Annotated in this window: 14 protein-coding genes; 10 read left to right on the top strand and 4 right to left on the bottom strand. The window is 42.8% G+C overall.

The features are described 5' to 3' along the window. Positions 1–81 precede the first annotated feature (81 nt). Positions 82–603, top strand: coding sequence for a GNAT family N-acetyltransferase (locus ABN764_RS05165; protein WP_446671163.1), 522 nt, complete (start codon positions 82–84; stop codon positions 601–603). A 205-nt stretch (positions 604–808) separates the two neighbouring features. Here ABN764_RS05165 and ABN764_RS05160 read toward each other — a convergent pair whose 3' ends face one another. Both ABN764_RS05160 and ABN764_RS05155 read right to left on the bottom strand, forming a co-directional pair. Beyond that, positions 809–994, bottom strand: a complete 186-nt coding sequence (locus tag ABN764_RS05160) for a small acid-soluble spore protein H (protein WP_065290772.1) — start codon at positions 992–994, stop codon at positions 809–811. A 78-nt stretch (positions 995–1,072) separates the two neighbouring features. Beyond that, a complete protein-coding gene (locus ABN764_RS05155) occupies positions 1,073–1,387 on the bottom strand; it encodes a DUF1904 family protein (protein WP_446671162.1) in 315 nt (104 codons plus the stop codon). Between the two features lie 302 nt (positions 1,388–1,689). On the opposite strand from ABN764_RS05155, the gene ABN764_RS05150 reads away from it, so the two are divergent. After that, entirely contained in the window at positions 1,690–2,307 is a 618-nt protein-coding gene (locus tag ABN764_RS05150; protein ID WP_446671161.1) for an HD domain-containing protein, read from the top strand. A gap of 281 nt (positions 2,308–2,588) precedes the next feature. Here the strand turns inward: ABN764_RS05150 and ABN764_RS05145 are convergent, their stop codons facing one another. Next, positions 2,589–4,133, bottom strand: coding sequence for a flavocytochrome c (locus tag ABN764_RS05145; protein WP_446671160.1), 1,545 nt, complete (start codon positions 4,131–4,133; stop codon positions 2,589–2,591). 260 nt (positions 4,134–4,393) lie between these two features. Between ABN764_RS05145 and ABN764_RS05140 the strand changes: the two genes are divergently transcribed. Both ABN764_RS05140 and ABN764_RS05135 read left to right on the top strand, forming a co-directional pair. Beyond that, positions 4,394–5,218, top strand: coding sequence for a MerR family transcriptional regulator (locus ABN764_RS05140; RefSeq protein ID WP_446671159.1), 825 nt, complete (start codon positions 4,394–4,396; stop codon positions 5,216–5,218). Positions 5,219–5,291: 73 nt separating this feature from the next. Beyond that, positions 5,292–6,314 (top strand): serine hydrolase domain-containing protein, encoded by a 1,023-nt coding sequence (locus ABN764_RS05135; protein ID WP_446671158.1) that lies wholly within the window; start codon positions 5,292–5,294, stop codon positions 6,312–6,314. A 13-nt stretch (positions 6,315–6,327) separates the two neighbouring features. Here ABN764_RS05135 and ABN764_RS05130 read toward each other — a convergent pair whose 3' ends face one another. Further along, a complete protein-coding gene (locus tag ABN764_RS05130; protein ID WP_174809534.1) occupies positions 6,328–7,125 on the bottom strand; it encodes a DUF2935 domain-containing protein in 798 nt (265 codons plus the stop codon). 327 nt (positions 7,126–7,452) lie between these two features. Between ABN764_RS05130 and ABN764_RS05125 the strand changes: the two genes are divergently transcribed. From ABN764_RS05125 to ABN764_RS05100, 6 genes are all read left to right on the top strand, one after another. Then, entirely contained in the window at positions 7,453–8,580 is a 1,128-nt protein-coding gene (locus tag ABN764_RS05125; protein ID WP_446671157.1) for an NAD(P)/FAD-dependent oxidoreductase, read from the top strand. Positions 8,581–8,857: 277 nt separating this feature from the next. After that, the gene (locus ABN764_RS05120; RefSeq protein ID WP_446671156.1) at positions 8,858–9,820 is read left to right on the top strand and encodes a hypothetical protein; all 963 of its coding nucleotides are present in this window, start codon (positions 8,858–8,860) and stop codon (positions 9,818–9,820) included. A gap of 356 nt (positions 9,821–10,176) precedes the next feature. After that, positions 10,177–10,683, top strand: coding sequence for an RNA polymerase sigma factor SigV (sigV, locus tag ABN764_RS05115; RefSeq protein ID WP_174809537.1), 507 nt, complete (start codon positions 10,177–10,179; stop codon positions 10,681–10,683). Further along, complete coding sequence (gene rsiV, locus ABN764_RS05110) at positions 10,680–11,549, top strand: anti-sigma-V factor RsiV (RefSeq protein WP_446671155.1); 870 nt, start codon at positions 10,680–10,682, stop codon at positions 11,547–11,549. The genes sigV and rsiV overlap by 4 nt, the downstream gene beginning before the upstream one ends. Positions 11,550–11,876: 327 nt before the next feature. Further along, on the top strand, positions 11,877–14,261 hold the full coding sequence (locus ABN764_RS05105; protein ID WP_446671154.1) for a polyprenyl synthetase family protein: 2,385 nt from the start codon (positions 11,877–11,879) through the stop codon (positions 14,259–14,261). Between the two features lie 232 nt (positions 14,262–14,493). Next, entirely contained in the window at positions 14,494–16,674 is a 2,181-nt protein-coding gene (locus ABN764_RS05100) for an MMPL family transporter (protein ID WP_446671153.1), read from the top strand. Positions 16,675–16,954: the final 280 nt, after the last annotated feature.

Raw genomic sequence — 16,954 nt, 5'->3', positions numbered from 1 at the left:
TTTTGAGAATTATGGAAAAGATATTCGGGATGTTTGAGGCCATGTGTGAAAGTGGCTTGTCTTAGGAGAGGAGATAAATAAATGATCGAATTACGAAAAATTACCGGAGCTAACATAGATGAAGTAATAGCACTTGAAGTAGGAGAAAACCAGAAAGACAATATACAAACTACTAACCTCAGAAGCTTTGCAGACGCTCATATGTTGAACGCAGACGGGATACCAGCGACTCCCATTGCTATTTATGCCGATGGAGTTGCGGTTGGATTTTTGATGTATATTTATGATACGTTGGATCATGAATCATTTGAAAATGAAGTTTTTTACGGGAAGAAGAGCTATTTTATATGGCATATTATGATTGAAAAGAGTTATCAGGGGAAAGGATACGGCAAACTTGCCTTTGAAAAAATGTTGATGGATATTGAAAATAAGCCATATGGGGAAGCAGAATATGTAGCCCTCTTTTATCGAACAAGTAATGTCATAGCTAAAACATTATACGCTTCATTTGGTTTCGTAGATACAGGGATCATTCAGGATAATTCGATGTTGGCGATTAAAAATCTAGATAGGAAAATAACTGAATCCTTAGTAGAATAGGATCTATCGGAAAGAAATGTTAGCTATCTACGTAGAATCACTACTCCTCCCAATCGGGGATGGAATGACCATTGCCCAGGTAAAGCAATAAGAAGGTGTAACGGAATAGTTCTTTTTAAGTGAGTTCAATCATACAGAACAGTTATAGAAAAAAGTGCCTATCTTGGTGAAGGCACTTTTTGCTGAGCTGGCTCGACTGGCCATTTTATCCAAGATGCTCAATTAAGTTCGCTAAAGGAACATCCTGCTCCTGCTCTGGATCGTCAAGTGGATAAATTCGAGCAGATTCGTTGTCGGAATCTACATGCTGAATATAAACTTGTCTACCGTTGTAGGTTACGTTAGCCAGCATTGGAGAGCCTGCGATCTCTTGTGCGCGTTGTGCGTTCATGCCGATACCTCCTGGAATCATCATCTTTACACTAGTGTGTGTAAATGAACTGGAAAATAATCGGCATGAAGCTCGTCATCATCTCAATGGCTTGCCTTCTTTATAATAATAGTGCGGATCGAGGATGATGAAGAAAATATGAACGCCTGGATATCCTCGCTCTCGCAACATGTGGTCGATGCTGGCAGCAACGGCGTCATGCGTTTCCTTGTCCCGTTGGAACATCATAATCTCGACCGATAGCGGAGTGTTCGTAATAATATGAACGTTCAGCACTTCAATCTTGACCTTCTCCTGTTCCACGCGAACAATCGAGGCGAATTCCTTTACAATTTCTGGTGCGATCTCTTCCACGAAGGCATCTGGAAAAGCTTTAAATCGAATGTATGGCATATAAATCCCTTCAATCTGTCTAATGTTCAATATTGTGATTTTAGGCGCAAATCTATGAAAAAGTCAATTCCCTTGTATCGGAACAATGCACAATACCTATATTCAGCAGCGGGGGCGTAAATCCTTTTTCTTTCCTTGAAGAGTTAAGGTTCATTTATTTAATCCTATTAACAAATAAACATGACTCGATTCGATCCTGTTTGAAAAAACAGGATCTTTTTATTACACTAAAGAGATCAATAGGCATAAAACATAGAATACAATGACGCAACGGGAGCGAAGATATGATGGAGAGACAGCCGATGAGAGATCATTTGGTGAATATACTTAATGTCATTAATCTTGGGGAGAAGTTAAAGTCTGAGCTGCGGCACAGCTGGCTATCGAACGGCAGACAGGAAAGCGTGGCGGAGCACACGTGGAGAGTTTCGCTCATGGCCATGCTGATTGAGCCGTATTTAGATCAAGAAATCGATACCGCCAAAATGCTGAAAATGATCATTATTCATGATTTAGTGGAAGCAGAAGCGAAAGATATTCCTGCATTCGATACAATGAACAACGAACAATTGCGAGAGCAAAAGGCTCAGAACGAAATGAAGGCCATACAACGAATTCGGGAAACACTGAAAGGGGATCTAGGGCGAGACGTATATGACCTGTGGATCGAATTTGAACATAAGCAAACGTATGAAGCCAAGGTTGCAAATGCTTTGGATAAACTGGAAGCTCAAATCCAACACAATGAGGCGGATATAAGCACATGGATTGAAATCGAATACGAGATGAGTTTTATGATGGGGAAGCATACCGACTTTAGCCCTGTATTGTCCCAGTTGAAAGAACTCATTGAAGAGGAAGCAGAGGATAAACTACGACGTGCAGGTATTGATGTAGACAATCGCAAGAGTAAGAAATGAACGGCGGCCAATTTCTAGCCAATTGGAAATTAAAGCGAAAGTCGTAGCGCAAGCGATGGTCCAGGTTGCGAATCAAGACCGTACAGGAATTGCTATCTACACCCCAAATCAAATAGAGAACGCGGCAATATGAATATATCGCATATCTTCGGGGACTAAGGCTACAAGCTATTTTAATGGGATACAGATACACATCATCTAAAAATGACAATGACCCCGCCTAACGCCAATGCGTTGGTGGGGTCATCTTGTGGTGCATATTCACTTAAAAGCTTATTTGCTTACTTGATCGATTTGGCATATTCAGCGGATTTCGTACCCGCTTGACGACCGAAGATAATGATCTCCGCAACGGAGTTGCCTCCAATTCGATTCTCGCCATGCAATCCACCTGTCACTTCACCTGCAGCGAACAATCCTGGGATAGGCTTGCCGTCCTTGTCCAGCACTTCTGTATTCGTGTTGATTTTTACACCACCCATAGTGTAGTGAATCCCTGGGCCGATTTTGATCGCATAGAATGGGGCAGCTGACAATTCATGATCCATCCCCGTTTTTCTGTCGAACTCCGCGTCTTTCTTATTTTTCACCGCACTGTTCCACGTATCGAGCGTTTTTTGCAGCTCTTCAGCCGGTACCTTAATTTCTTCTGCCAGCGCCTTGATCGAGTCTTTTGTTTTGACAAAGCCCATCTTTTCGTACTGTTCGATGGCTTTTGCTCGTGAGCGGACACCCGCGTCAAATATAAGGAACGCGTTTTTCTCTGGCAGCTTTGTAATTGCAGCCGTTACGCTATCTCGGGCAGCCATCTCGTTAACGAATCGCTTCCCTTTGCTCGTAACGAGAATCGCACCTTCGCCGCGCACAACTTCACCAATCAGGTAGGAGTTTTCCTGCTGTACAGTAGGATGCACCTGAATTTGCTTCAAATCAACCGTAGTTCCGCCCATTTTCTCAACCATAGAGATGCCATCACCTGTGCTTCCCGGTTGGTTCGTTGTGACATAGCCTTTCAGGTCGGGACGAACTTCAGCAATGCGATTCATGTTGGCTCCAAAACCACCAGCTGTTATGACAACCGATTTTGCTGCAATCGTTTTTTCTCCATGCTGGCTGAATCCAACCTTCACTCCCGTTGCTTTACCATTTGAACTTGTAATTTCTTTAACATCCGCATTTACAAATACCGGGATGCCTTTTTCTTGTACATTTTTAAGCAATCCAGTCACGAGATACTGGCCCACGGCTGAACCGTCTTTGGGACGGTGGGTACGCTTCTCGCTCATGCCCCCGGTAATCGTGATGTTGTTGAGTGTTATACCAATGGAGTCGAGCCAATCGATCGCTTTGGCCGAATTGTCTACGAAGAAGTGGAGCATATCTTTGTTGTTCGTGTTATGTCCACCTTTAAGCGTCTCTTCATAAAATAAGTCATTTTTATCAGAGATGCCTTGTTCCTTCTGGAACTTTGTTTCTGATGCATTCATACCCGAAGATGCTTTACTTGTATTGCCGCCTGCAACTGGCATTTTCTCAAGAATGACAGGATTCATCCCCGCTGCCTTCGCCTCAAGCGCGGCAGTCATGCCGGCACCACCCGCGCCAACGATGACGATATCGTAGCTATTCTTCAATTCCTCAAGCGGGGTATACTTCGCCACTGAAGCACCTGATGTGGCATCTTTTTCTCCCTTATCCTTCTCTTTTTGTACATTTTTGTTCTCGCCCGCATTAGTCTCGGGCTTCTTGCTTGCATTCCCACAGCCTGAAATCAAAAGCAGCATAGAGAGCAAGAGAATCATGACAATGGTTGATTTTTTTTGCATGATGCGATCCTCCACTATGGAATCTGTTCTTCTCACTAGGATGAACACAAGGCACCCTAATCGAACTGAGCGTTTCATCACATTTAGCATGTCATTTTCAGCTTTATATTATTTATGAACATCTGAAGCCTAGATGGGGAGACATGAACGATAGGAGTTGACTTTGCCCTTAGGGGAAGATGTACAGTGGAGTTGAACCAAGAAACGATACACAATTCATGTTGATGATTAGATAAATGATAAAGAATGGAGGTTATCTCTTGTTATCAATAGGAGAATTCTCGAAAATATGCGGAGTGTCAACCAAAACACTTCGATATTATGGTGAAATCGGATTAATTAATCCTAGTGAGATTAACCCTGAAAATGGGTATAGGTATTATTCCATTAAGCAGCTTACAAGAATGCTTTTCATTAACCGTTTGAAATCTTATCACTTCCCGCTGGAGGAGATTAAAGACATGCTCGTGTGGGAGGAGAATGATTCGGAAGAAAAGTTGTGCGATTCCCTGATCCGCAAACGACAGGAGTTGCAACGCAAGATCCAAGCATTAGAACTAACGCTTGCACAAATGAATCATGATATTTCAAGTTTAGATGAGGGCGTATCGATCATGTCGTACCTTGATCATATTGAAGTGCAGCTTGTTGAGACTCAGCCTATGAATATTTTGTATATGCGTCGGATGATGAGCAGCGATGACTACGCTGCAGGATATGGTAAGTATTTTGGTGCGCTCTATGAAAAAATTGCCGCCGATCATCTCACAATGACGGGCACACCAATGACGATTTATCACAGTCCAGAATACAACCCCGCGGGCAACGATACAGAGTTTGCTATTCCGATTCGGGAAGCAGTTAAGGGGACAAGAGATTTGCCGGAAGGACTATGCGCAAAGTCTGTCGTGAGGGGACCATATGCGGAATTAACTTCGGTATATGCCAAGTTAAGGGAGTGGGTAGAAAAAGAAGGTTATGCACAAGTGAACTCCCCCTATGAAGTTTATGTAACGGATCCAAATCAAACCGCTGAGCCTGAGGCAATGGTTACTGAGGTATATTTTCCTGTCAAGAAAAGATAGAACCTGAGACTGCCATCATCCTTAATTAGGTTAAACAAATTAACTAGGACAGTACTCTCGAAGGAGTTGCGATATGAATAGAAATGACTTAACAACTACAGAATGGCAAGTTGAAGTTCCATCTGTCTTGGGGATGGACGCTAATAAACTATCAACGCTTGAACCTATTATACAATCAGAGTATAGCAATATAAACGGGATTGTCATTGCGAGACATGGATACATTGCTTACGAAAGGTATTTTAATAGCTTCGGCCCAGATGATACGCACCATGTAGCCTCGGTGACGAAAAGTGTGCTCTCCGCGCTGATTGGTATTGCCATAGATGCAGGCTACATTCAACATATAGACCAGAGGGTGGTTGATTTCTTCCCTGAATATGTGCCTGATTCGGCTGACAGACAGAAGCGAGAAATCACCCTTCGTCATCTTCTCACGATGACGGCTCCTTATTCATTTGAGGACTGGCGGGAGCCGCTGGACAAGATGTGTATGCAGCCTGACTGGGTAACTTATTCACTCGATATGTTGGGACAGGATGGTAGCATTGGAGATTTTAAATACTCAACCGCGGGGGCACACTTACTATCGGCCATTATTACACGCAGCACAGGACAGAGTGCCCAATCGTTTGCCAACGAACGAGTATTTGCACCCCTCGGCATGAGCATAATTCCTGATTTTGAAATGAAGGAGTATGACTTTGAGCATTTATTCGGGAAGAAGGTAAAAGGGTGGGTGAAAGACCCGGACGGCAACTCTACAGGAGGGTGGGGACTTACATTAAGTCCCCGTGATATGGCTCGGTTCGGTGTTCTGTATTTGAACCGTGGTAGTTGGAACAATCGTCAAATCCTATCAAGCTCATGGATTGCTGAATCAACAGCGATGAATCCCAATCATTACGGTTATCTATGGTGGTTGCGTGAAGAGAATGGGGTACTTGCTTATATGGCACTAGGCGATGGCGGCAACGTTATTTGCTGCATTCCAGATCAAGATCTGGTCATTGCCATTGCATCTGAATTCACCATGAATCCTCGGAATAGATGGACACTGATTAAGGAATGCATTATCCCGGCAGTTATAGACTAAGTAAGTTTGAAACTTACGGTTTCACATTCCCCAAGCTATTCTCGAACATATCAATGATTTCAAGGAAGCGTTCAGCTTCACGAAATACATGGTCGGCTAGCAATGGATGAATAATGCTCTTGATTTTACATGCATCAATCAAGTCTCTCGCCGTCTTTTTGAAATCACGCAGGGAGGTTACGGAGACGCGGTTCTGATCCAAAAATTGTTCCAATAGCGGCTTCGTCTGCGATTGTGGTCGCATGTGATCTAAATCAATCGCTTGATAGAGCAGCTGGTCAAAGTCATGACTAAAATTGCGGGCCTGCTCAACTAATTGGCGTTCAGATGGATCAAGCAAATGCCCAATAAACTTCGCGTGATCGGCCATGATTTTCAAGAAGAATACATTTTCATTAATGATTGCATCGGGGAGTGGATCCAACTGACCATTATTCAGCTGTTCCATACGATTTCTGAAATAGTTGGCTTCCCTGCTCGTATGATCAATAAGCAAGGGGAAGTTATTCGCGCCTGGCATCTGGCAAGTGAGCACAAAGCCGAGTATTTTACGTTTGAAGGCCCATATGTACGCGGCTGCGTTACGCACTTCTGTATTAAAACGAACAATTACTTGTGGATCTGTATCCTCCTTAAAAGCATGTGATTGATTTTCTATTTGCTCAAATAAGGAATAGAACTGGTTCGCTTCATTGATTAGCTGTGTATCTTCACATCTAAATCCAAGCTTTAAAAAAAGAGAATGTTCTTTCATAATGCGCGACCAAAAGCGTATTTCGTCTAGTGAGCGCGAGACAAATAAGTCCGGCACAGTGCACACCTCCAATGGATCAACAATGGAAAGTCCTTAGTTCATCGTATTCTCTGGCATTCAGATTATGTAATATTTCAAACATAGGGAATGAAAATTAGCCCAAGTCGTATTTTTCAGGTATTGTTGAATGAACGTGTATGTAAATAAACAAGAAATAAGCTAAAGTGTCAGGAAGAGCTTGAACCAACAAGCTCTTCTTTTGTTGACTTACAGCTCAGGAATTGATTCTTCGCTGAAAACAGAAACTGGAACCTATCGCTTATGTTATTCTTTCAGGAAAAGTTCGTTATAATAGAGTCAGGAAGTGAGGAAAGGAAATCAAGTATGAAAAAAGTCATCGTTGTAGGAGCAGGAATTCTTGGGGCATCGACCGCTTACCAGTTGGCTAAGTTCGGAGCGGATGTCCTGATTGTAGACCGTAAGGATCAAGGACAAGCTACAGACGCTGCAGCAGGGATTATATGTCCATGGCTGTCACAGCGACGCAATAAAGCTTGGTACCGATTAGCGAAGGCCGGAGCCCATTTCTATCCGCAGTTAATCCAGGATCTCCAGAGCGAAGGGGAGACGGATACGGGTTATGCGCAAGTGGGAGCTCTCTGTATACATGAAGATGTTGAGAAACTCATCAAAATGGAAGAGCGCGCATACGTACGTAAAGCAGATGCACCAGAAATCGGGGAGATCACACAGCTTGATGAATCAGAAACGCAGGAACGATTTCCTCTGTTGGCTGAGGGATATCGATCCGTACATATAAGTGGTGCCGCTCGAGTAGACGGTCGTGCACTTCGTGATGCTCTGCTCCGATCCGCTCAAAGAAATGGCGCTGTCTTCATAAATGGAGATGCCACGCTTCAATATGAGTCGAATCGCGTTACAGGTGTAACCGTAGATGAACAGAGCTACACATCTGAGCTTGTGATCGTATGTGCAGGAGCATGGGCCAACCCGCTTCTTCAACCATTAGGGCTTGACTTTCGGGTAGGATATCAGAAGGCGCAAATTATGCACTTGCGAGTTCAGGGGGAACACGACACTGGCAGCTGGCCATTAATTATTCCGCCTTCTGATCAATATCTGCTTACCTTTGACCAACAGAAGATCGTGATTGGAGCCACACATGAAAATGATGTCGAAGGTTATGATACGAGAGTAACAGCAGGGGGAGTACAAGAGGTTCTGAATAAAGGATTGCATTTAGCACCACCGTTGGCTGACAGCACAATGGAGGAGATTAGAGTCGGATTCCGCCCTTTCACACCAGGCTTCCTTCCCGTTATCGGCGCTGTTCCCGGCTGGGAGGGGCTTATTGCAGCCAATGGGCTAGGATCATCTGGATTGACGGCAGGGCCTTATTTGGGTAGCCAACTTGCCAAAATGGCACTGAATATGGAGCTTGATATCGATCCGACGGACTATGATATTCGAAATGCCATGGAGGAAATCTGAAACTCTGACCATCGATAAGCAGCATCATCATTATAATTTTTAGCAATGATAACAAGATTCAGGATCGTCATAGGTTCATGAGTACAATAACGCCGCTAGCTTCCGCCTCGAAGTATAGCGGCGTTTTTCTATACCGATGATTTCGTTCCATTGACACGTGACGTCCCCATATACAATCCAGCATTCTCCCTTGTTCTTTTTATCGAAAGCAAACTTTTTCAGATAGCTTATTCGTCTTTCTTATGTACAGCAAGCAAGAATAAATGGAGGTAACATAATGAAAAACCAACAAGCAAAGAAAATTCCTTTATTAGCGATGGCGGGTCTCATTTGTGCTGTCAGCATCGGAACACCGCAAGTAATATTTGCAAAACAGGCATCCTCAACTCCAAAAGCAGTAACTCAACCGACAAAAAATAATAAGTCATCAAATGTAGAGATTGGCCAAAAATGTAGAATCCCAGAACTAAAACTAAAGGAAAATACGTATGTCCTTGATTATAAGCAATCCGAAATTACTGGGGATAACATTCAAGACAACGTGATATTGGTCGGGACAAAAGAAAAGTTAAATGGAAAACTGGATACTTATGCGAGAGACTTGTCCATTATCATTCAGGACGGAAAAACCAAAAAATACGTGAAATACGATTGGATATTCAAAGGATCGGACGGAAAAATGTATCGAGAAATCGGAAGAGAACCGAATTTGATTATTGGCGACTATACGGGCAATAAAGTGAACGATATTATCGTAACGGCCCCTCAAGGCGGAAATGGCGGATTCGTGGATCATCTTATCTTAACTGGGGAAAACCTTAACCTCAAAGATGTTATGGCGGATAATCAAGCGCTATACGAGAATTCTCAGGCAAAATTCAGCGTTAAACTGCCTGCTTCATGGAATGGACATTACAAGGTAAACCCAATTTCAGGCGCAGAGGCAGATAAAGTCATGCCATTCGCAAAGCATGTCGTGCAGTTCGAATACGTGACGAAAGATAACAAAGATTCGGAAATAATGATGATGATCTCCGTTTTTACCAAGACTGATTGGAGCAGCCTCTCCAATGAAGATGGCCCGCCTGTAGGGAGTGTAATTGCGGAGGCCGACGGTATGGTATATGTATCTACAACGCCACAATCCAATCCATTTGATCCGAAATCCAAAGATGGCAAAATGTTCGATGAACTCTATCAAGATCTAAATTTGAATAAATCTTTCGAGCTGATTAAATAGGTTGTTTAGTTCACACATCTAAGAGATATAGAAAGGTTATCAATACATCTGCAGATTAGAAATAAATATCAATGAACCTGCAGGACACGAAAACTCGATTTTCCTTTTGAAGAGGAGATCGAGTTTTTTTGATTTCATTAACAACGTAAAATGTTGAACGATGATGACAGTACCTATATTTACATCACAGAATGATCTTACTTTTGTGATTAAATAAAAGTTGCCCAATGAGCTCGAAAAAAATGAAAATTTTACATCTACTTTTCACTACTCAAGTACAAACTTTTTGAGTTGCTGTCTTCGTCTTATTCTATAGCAACAAAAAGATATGCGCATATCAAAGGGAGAATCTCTGCATGAATCACAAGTTCGAAAAGTTACTTATTCGTTTCATTACGGAACATAAAGAGGATATATATCGATTGGCTTACAGTTACGTTAAAAATGCTGAAAACGCACTGGATATTATCCAGGATACCATTCATAAAGCACTGTCATCATCAGAATCGTTGAAATCCGAAGGCTCGATAAAGAGCTGGTTTTACAGAATATTAGTCAATACAGCGATCGATTTCCTAAGAAGGCAAAAAAAAATACAGATTGTAGATGATAAGACATTGGAATTACACACCCCAGCAGGAGAAGATGTCTACCACGACATTGATCTCGAAAACGCATTGGATGAATTGCCTCCTGCATACCGGACTGTCATTGTACTTCGATATTTTGAAGATATGAAAATAGAAAAAATTTCAGAAGTCATGAATGAAAACGTCAATACGATAAAAACACGGTTATATCAAGGACTCCGCAAACTCCGAATTAAATTGAGTAATGAATTGTTAGAGGAGGTAAAGAAATGAGCGAGCAACTTGACCATCTAAAAAGAAAATATAAAGATATACCCATCCCTAAAGAATTAGATTCTATTGTAAAGAATGCGATAAAACAAGGGAAAAAGAAACGGAAACGAGTGAACTGGACGAAGAAGCTGATTGGAGCAGGCGCAGCTGCAGCTATTCTGATGATAGCTGGGATCAACACTAGCCCCGCCTTTGCAAAAGCCATATCGAATGTGCCCTTGGTTGGTTCGCTCGTCAATGTGCTCACGTTTACTGAATTTACTGTGAATGAAGAGACCGCCAAAGCCAATATCAAGGTGCCTGCCATCACGAATATGGATAATAAAGCACTAGAAACTGCCATAAACAATAAATATCTCGAAGAAAATAAAAAACTGTACAATGATTTTAAAGATGAAATGGAAGAAGTAAAGAAAAGCGGCGGGGGACATGTAGGTGTAGAAAGCGGCTATGAGGTCAAAACTGACAACAATCAGATACTTGCCATTGGCAGATATGTTGCAAATACGGTCGGTACATCATCTACTACATTTACGTACAATACGATAGACAAACAAAATCAACTATTAATTACTTTACCAAGTTTATTTAAAGATAATAGCTATATACAGCTTATCAGCGAAAATATTAAAGAACAGATGAAACAGCAAATGAAGTCGGATTCCGATAAGACCTATTGGTTAGATGGTGAAATGGGCTTCAAAACCATAACTCATGATCAGAGCTTCTATATAAACAATAATGGAAAACTCGTCATTTCCTTCAATAAATATGATGTCGCACCTGGCTATATGGGCGTGGTTGAATTTATCATACCGACAAAAGTAATTGCAGATGTACTAGTAAGCAATGTTTATGTCAAGTAAGGGATGTTCAAGATGTACTCCAAGCAACATTACGTCTGCTTGTTGTGCTCTCTTTAAGTTTAGGACGTGCTGTATGAGCGCTGTACTATTTGGCTGAACGCGATGATTCGAGAATACATTGCCGTCGTTGTGACTGGCTCGTTAGCAATAACATTCATAAGTTTCCATATAGCTGCCTTCGTCTGGGAAGGCAGCTTCTTCGAGTTAAGAGGTGATTCGCCTAAAATACGTAACCCAAAAAATTCTTGTACGTATAATGATAATAATTGTTGACGAGTTGACGCATGCACAATGAATAATCTTATCGAAGTCGAGGGAAGCCACCTGATGAATGAAGCACTTATCGATCATGCCCATACCGCATACCGGCATGCTGAGCAGCGAGCAGCGCAATATTTTGCAGCGTTGTATGAACAGACAACTAAGAAGACTTACGTGACGAAGTTAACAGAGGATTTTCGATTATGGAAGAAGAGTCATCTTCCTCGTCATTCATGGTTCTCTTTTTTTTCAAAAACTAGGAAAAAGCCATCTACGAAAGAGTACTACAGGTATATTCAATGGCTGAATCAAAGCGGCAAGCTAGATGAATACTTGGATCGAAGCGTATCCTACATGTACATGAGAGATCTGGGCAAGTCCCTAGATTCTCCTGACATACGCGCTCGAGTGAAACGCCTGGCTGCCGATATCAAGCAACAGCTTGTTGCCTCTCAGGAAATAAGGAATCAGAAACAACCTCCAGAATTGATGAGCTTATCGGGATTGTATCGGTGGGCCCAGAAGGAGGGAATTGAAGAGGACGTCATCTGGGTAATCAACAAGCTGAATGCCGTATCCTCTCATATTCCGAAAGAGATGAATGCAGAGCATGCCCAGCGCAAGCTGATTAAGATCATGCTCGGGGTAGTTCTGAATATGAAGGAAGAGATAGATGATAATGCGCCCCCAGCAGAACGTGCCAAGCGGCTCGGTGATGCAATCAGGCTGGGATATAGCTATGGTCTGACCTACCCGTTCATTGACGACCTTCTGGATTCTGGAGCATTAACGGCAGAAGAACAAGTGCAATATTCACATATGATTCGAGAGGCTTTGATTACTGGAATCGTTCCGGAGCTCGGAATGTGGACGGGTAAGCACACCGATATGTTTCACTTTATCCACTCTGAGCTGAGCGAAGCGTTCACCTATATTAAGGGTTACCAAAATCCACGGTCTGAGAACACTTTTTTCGAGCAATCCTATGTGTTTTTTCATTCTCAGGACATTGATCGTGTCAAAGATCTAGCAAATGCAAATTATACGAATGAAGGGCTTTATATCCCAATCATCCTAAAATCATCATCTTCCCGCTTAATCGTCCGTTCGGTTATCCGTGCACCTGAAGATTCCGGGTTCGAACACCGGACATTCTATTACGGAATCTATAATCAGCTGGCGGATGATTTCGCGGATATGTTCGACGATATGCAGGAAGGAGCCGTTACGCCCTATACGTATTATTTGAAGTATCATCAACAACGGCCTGATTTGCTGAATCCGTTCGAGTTGTACTGGTCAGTGATCTCCCATATTATCCATCATGTCCATCATTCTGATGCCGCAACGCGCGAGGTCATATTGGATCGGGCAATCAATGGCTTGAAGCGCTGCAGAGAACGAGTTGGGGAAGCTAAGTATGAAGAAATCATGGATATATTCGACTTCAATGAATCGCCCTTTCTTTCTCTTGTGCAACAGATGGTGCAGAAGGCGGACAACGTGGATTTCTTCGATAAACTGCTTCGCGATCAGCTCGTTATTCAACTCGCGAACAATCGGAAGGAGAAGGAACACTTCCATGATTCGATTGCGACAATTCGACAAGAGATTAACAGCATCCTGCATGTCACCAAGCCTAGCACACTTCCAATTGAAGATTCACTATTTGACGCAGCCAATTACAGTTTGACAGGTGACGGGAAACGATTACGCCCTATATTAACTTGGGTCCTAGGTGTGAATGAATATGGGCTGCAGTCAACTGCCATCGTACCGCTGCTTCGATCATTGGAATATATGCATACAGCATCTTTAATCTTCGACGATCTTCCGTCTCAAGACAATGCCGATACGCGCAGGGGAAAACCTACGCTCCATAATGTATATAATAGCGCCACTGCGGAACTGACAGCTCTATTGCTAATTCAGAGATCGATTCAAGAGCAATCTTCCCTTGATAAGTTCGATGCAGCTACGGTTCTGGACTTAATTCGGTATTCGGCATGCAAGACAGAGGAATTGTGCAGAGGCCAAGCGATGGACTTGCAGGCAAAAGGTATGCCGTTGACGTTAGAGCAATTGAATGCCATCTGCTTCTATAAAACAGGGGCTGCCTTCGAGGCATCCCTGGTTATGCCTGCAATTTTAGCCAAGGCTCCTGAAGCTGAGATAACGATATTGAAGAAGTTCGCCTATCACGCTGGTATTGCCTTTCAAATTAAGGATGATTTGCTTGATCAAGAAGGGAATATGCACGTGCTGGGGAAACCGGTTGGACAAGATAAGGAGAACAATAATTCGAATTTTGTATCTATCCTAGGTGTGAATGAAGCGCGGAAGATGATGTGGGAACACTATTGTCTTGCAACGGAAGCATTGCAGAAATTCCCTCGCAATATTGCATTTTTGAAGCATCTATTGAATTATATCGTTACCCGGGATCGCTAATTCGGACATTGCGTAATCATAATGTATATATAGAAAAAAGGTATAGACATTCTACCGCGTAAACCGCGGTTTTTTTATGCTCTTTTACGCCGTGAGGTTTTCTATTGAGCTTCGATTCACGAATGGGCATGCCCGAAAGTACATTCTGACTCTGCCCGCATGTACGATTTCAAATGTCTGTTTGATCGCTATAATGACAGATATTCATGCTAGTAGAGGATGGTGATTACACATGGCAGCGTTCTTGTATAAGCTTGGTATATCAGCTGCTCGTAACAGAAAGAAAGTCTTGTTTGGAAGTATAGCAGTACTTATCATCGCCGTATCAATTGGTCTTGGAATGGGAATTCATTTAAACGGTGAAATAACCATTCCTGGCACCAAATCCGAGGAAGCAATGAAAGTATTGAAAAAAGAGTTTTCGCAAGGAACTGGCCCTGAAGGCGGTACAATTCAAGTGATTTTCAAAGCCCCAGAAGGTCAAACGCTTGCATCGAAATCCACGCAAAACATAATCGCCAAAACGCTAAAATCTATATCGAAAGACTCCGAGATTGCATCGATCGTCAGCCCATACGAGGCAGGTACGATCAGTTATAAAAAAGAAATCGGATATGCGGTTATTACGTACAAATCTGAGGCTTTGCAAGTCACAGATGCATCTAAAGAGCTCGTATTGAAAAGTGTGGAGCAGGCGCGTAACGAGGGTTTGCAGGCTGAACTCGGCGGAACCGTTGAATTCTCCGAGCTTGAAATTGGCGGGACGTCCGAGATCATTGGCATTATTGCCGCATTTATGATTCTGGCGATTACATTCACATCCTTGCTCGCTGCTGGGTTGCCTATACTGACAGCAATCATTGGTCTCGTGATAGGGGTCATGTCCGTCATTATTGCCTCTAATTTTATTGAAATGGCATCATTTTCTTTGATTCTTGCCATCATGCTTGGATTAGCAGTCGGAATCGACTATGGTTTATTCATTATTTCGAGATTCAGACAAAATCTTGTTGAAGGTAAAGACGTGGAGGAGTCCATTGCGCATGCAAATGCTACCGCAGGCAGCGCTGTTATTTTCGCCGGATTGACAGTTATCATAGCCCTTGCCGGGTTAGCCGTAACGGGTATCCCATTCATTGCGGTCATGGGTGTGGCGGGAGCATTCACGGTACTTGTGGCTGTACTCATTTCCGTCATCGTCGTTCCTGCACTTCTAGGAATGGCAGGTGAGCGGATTCGTCCGAAATCGAAAGCTGCTTCCATTCAGAATCCTTCTAAAGACAACGCGCACTCGAGTCGTTGGGGGCGAATCGTTACGAAATATCCATTACCGATCGCGCTTGCAGGTGTTTTGCTGTTAGGAGCAATAAGCCTGCCTGCACTGCATTTGCAAACCGGTCTACCAGATAAGGGCTCTAAATCGATCGACACAACGGAACGCCGCGGGTATGACTTAATAGCAGAAGGATTTGGGCCAGGTATGAACGGACCGCTCGCTATTATTCTTAATGCAGAGACAACAGACAACTTGCAAGCAACATTCGCGAAGATAGGGAAGGAACTAAGCAAGCTGCCAAATGTGGCAATGGCTATTTTACCTGTTCCGAATGCAACAGGTAAAATAGCCATGGTAACGATTATTCCTGGAACCGAACCGAAAGATGAGAAAACAACTGACTTGGTTCATTTGATCCGCGATAAGGCGGCTGAATTTAAGCAACAGGATCAAGTTGAGGTTATGGTTACAGGTTCAACGGCAGTAAATATTGATATCACCGAAAAATTAAATGAGGCTTTGCCTAAATTTGCTGCTCTGATTGTGGGACTTGCTTTAATTCTTCTCATGATGGTATTCCGATCCATCTTGGTGCCAATTAAAGCCGTGATCGGTTATCTTCTTACGCTTACAGCAACGCTTGGATTCGTCGTATTTGTCGTGCAGGATGGCAATCTGGCTAAGCTGTTCGACATTCCTGTAGCCGGTCCTGTATTGAACTTCCTGCCTATCTTGACTGCAGGGATTTTATTCGGATTAGCTATGGACTATGAAGTATTTCTCGTCAGCCGCATGCGCGAAGAATATAACCATTCAGGAAATGCGAAAAATGCCGTATTGTCCGGTCTTAAAAATAGCGGAAGCGTTGTAACGGCAGCCGGTCTTATCATGATTGCCGTGTTTGCAAGCTTCATCTTCGTTGAAGATACTATGATTAAATCAATGGGCTTAGCTTTAGCGTTCGGCATCTTGTTCGATGCATTTATTGTAAGGCTGACAATCGTACCTGCGGTCATGACACTAATGGGTCGCTCCGCATGGTACCTGCCGAAATGGCTTGGACGCATATTGCCGAATATCGATGTTGAAGGCGAGTCTATTGAGAGAGTATCGGAGCTAAAGAAAGAAATCGTCTAAAAAGATCGAATAGATATATATCTGGTAGTACATCATTGCCCAATCGTACATGAGGGGATCTGCCCTTATGTACGATTTTTTCATGTTTACAATAGGGGTATAATAGAAAATATAATCGAAAATCGGAAAAAGTTGAAATACTGGATAGAACGAAAGGGGAGGACACATGGAAACGGGAAACGAGTTCAAGCAGAGGTCGCACATAAATCGATATAACGAATTACCCGATGCCATGTTTAATGCCAGAGTCCCGAGCTTGACTTGGTTTTTTTTCATTTAT

The organism is Paenibacillus wuxiensis, from assembly GCF_040195695.1.
Lineage (GTDB): Bacteria > Bacillota > Bacilli > Paenibacillales > Paenibacillaceae > Paenibacillus_B > Paenibacillus_B suaedae.
The sequence above is the reverse complement of the archived record's forward strand: the minus strand, read 5'-3'. Positions and strand labels throughout refer to the sequence as shown.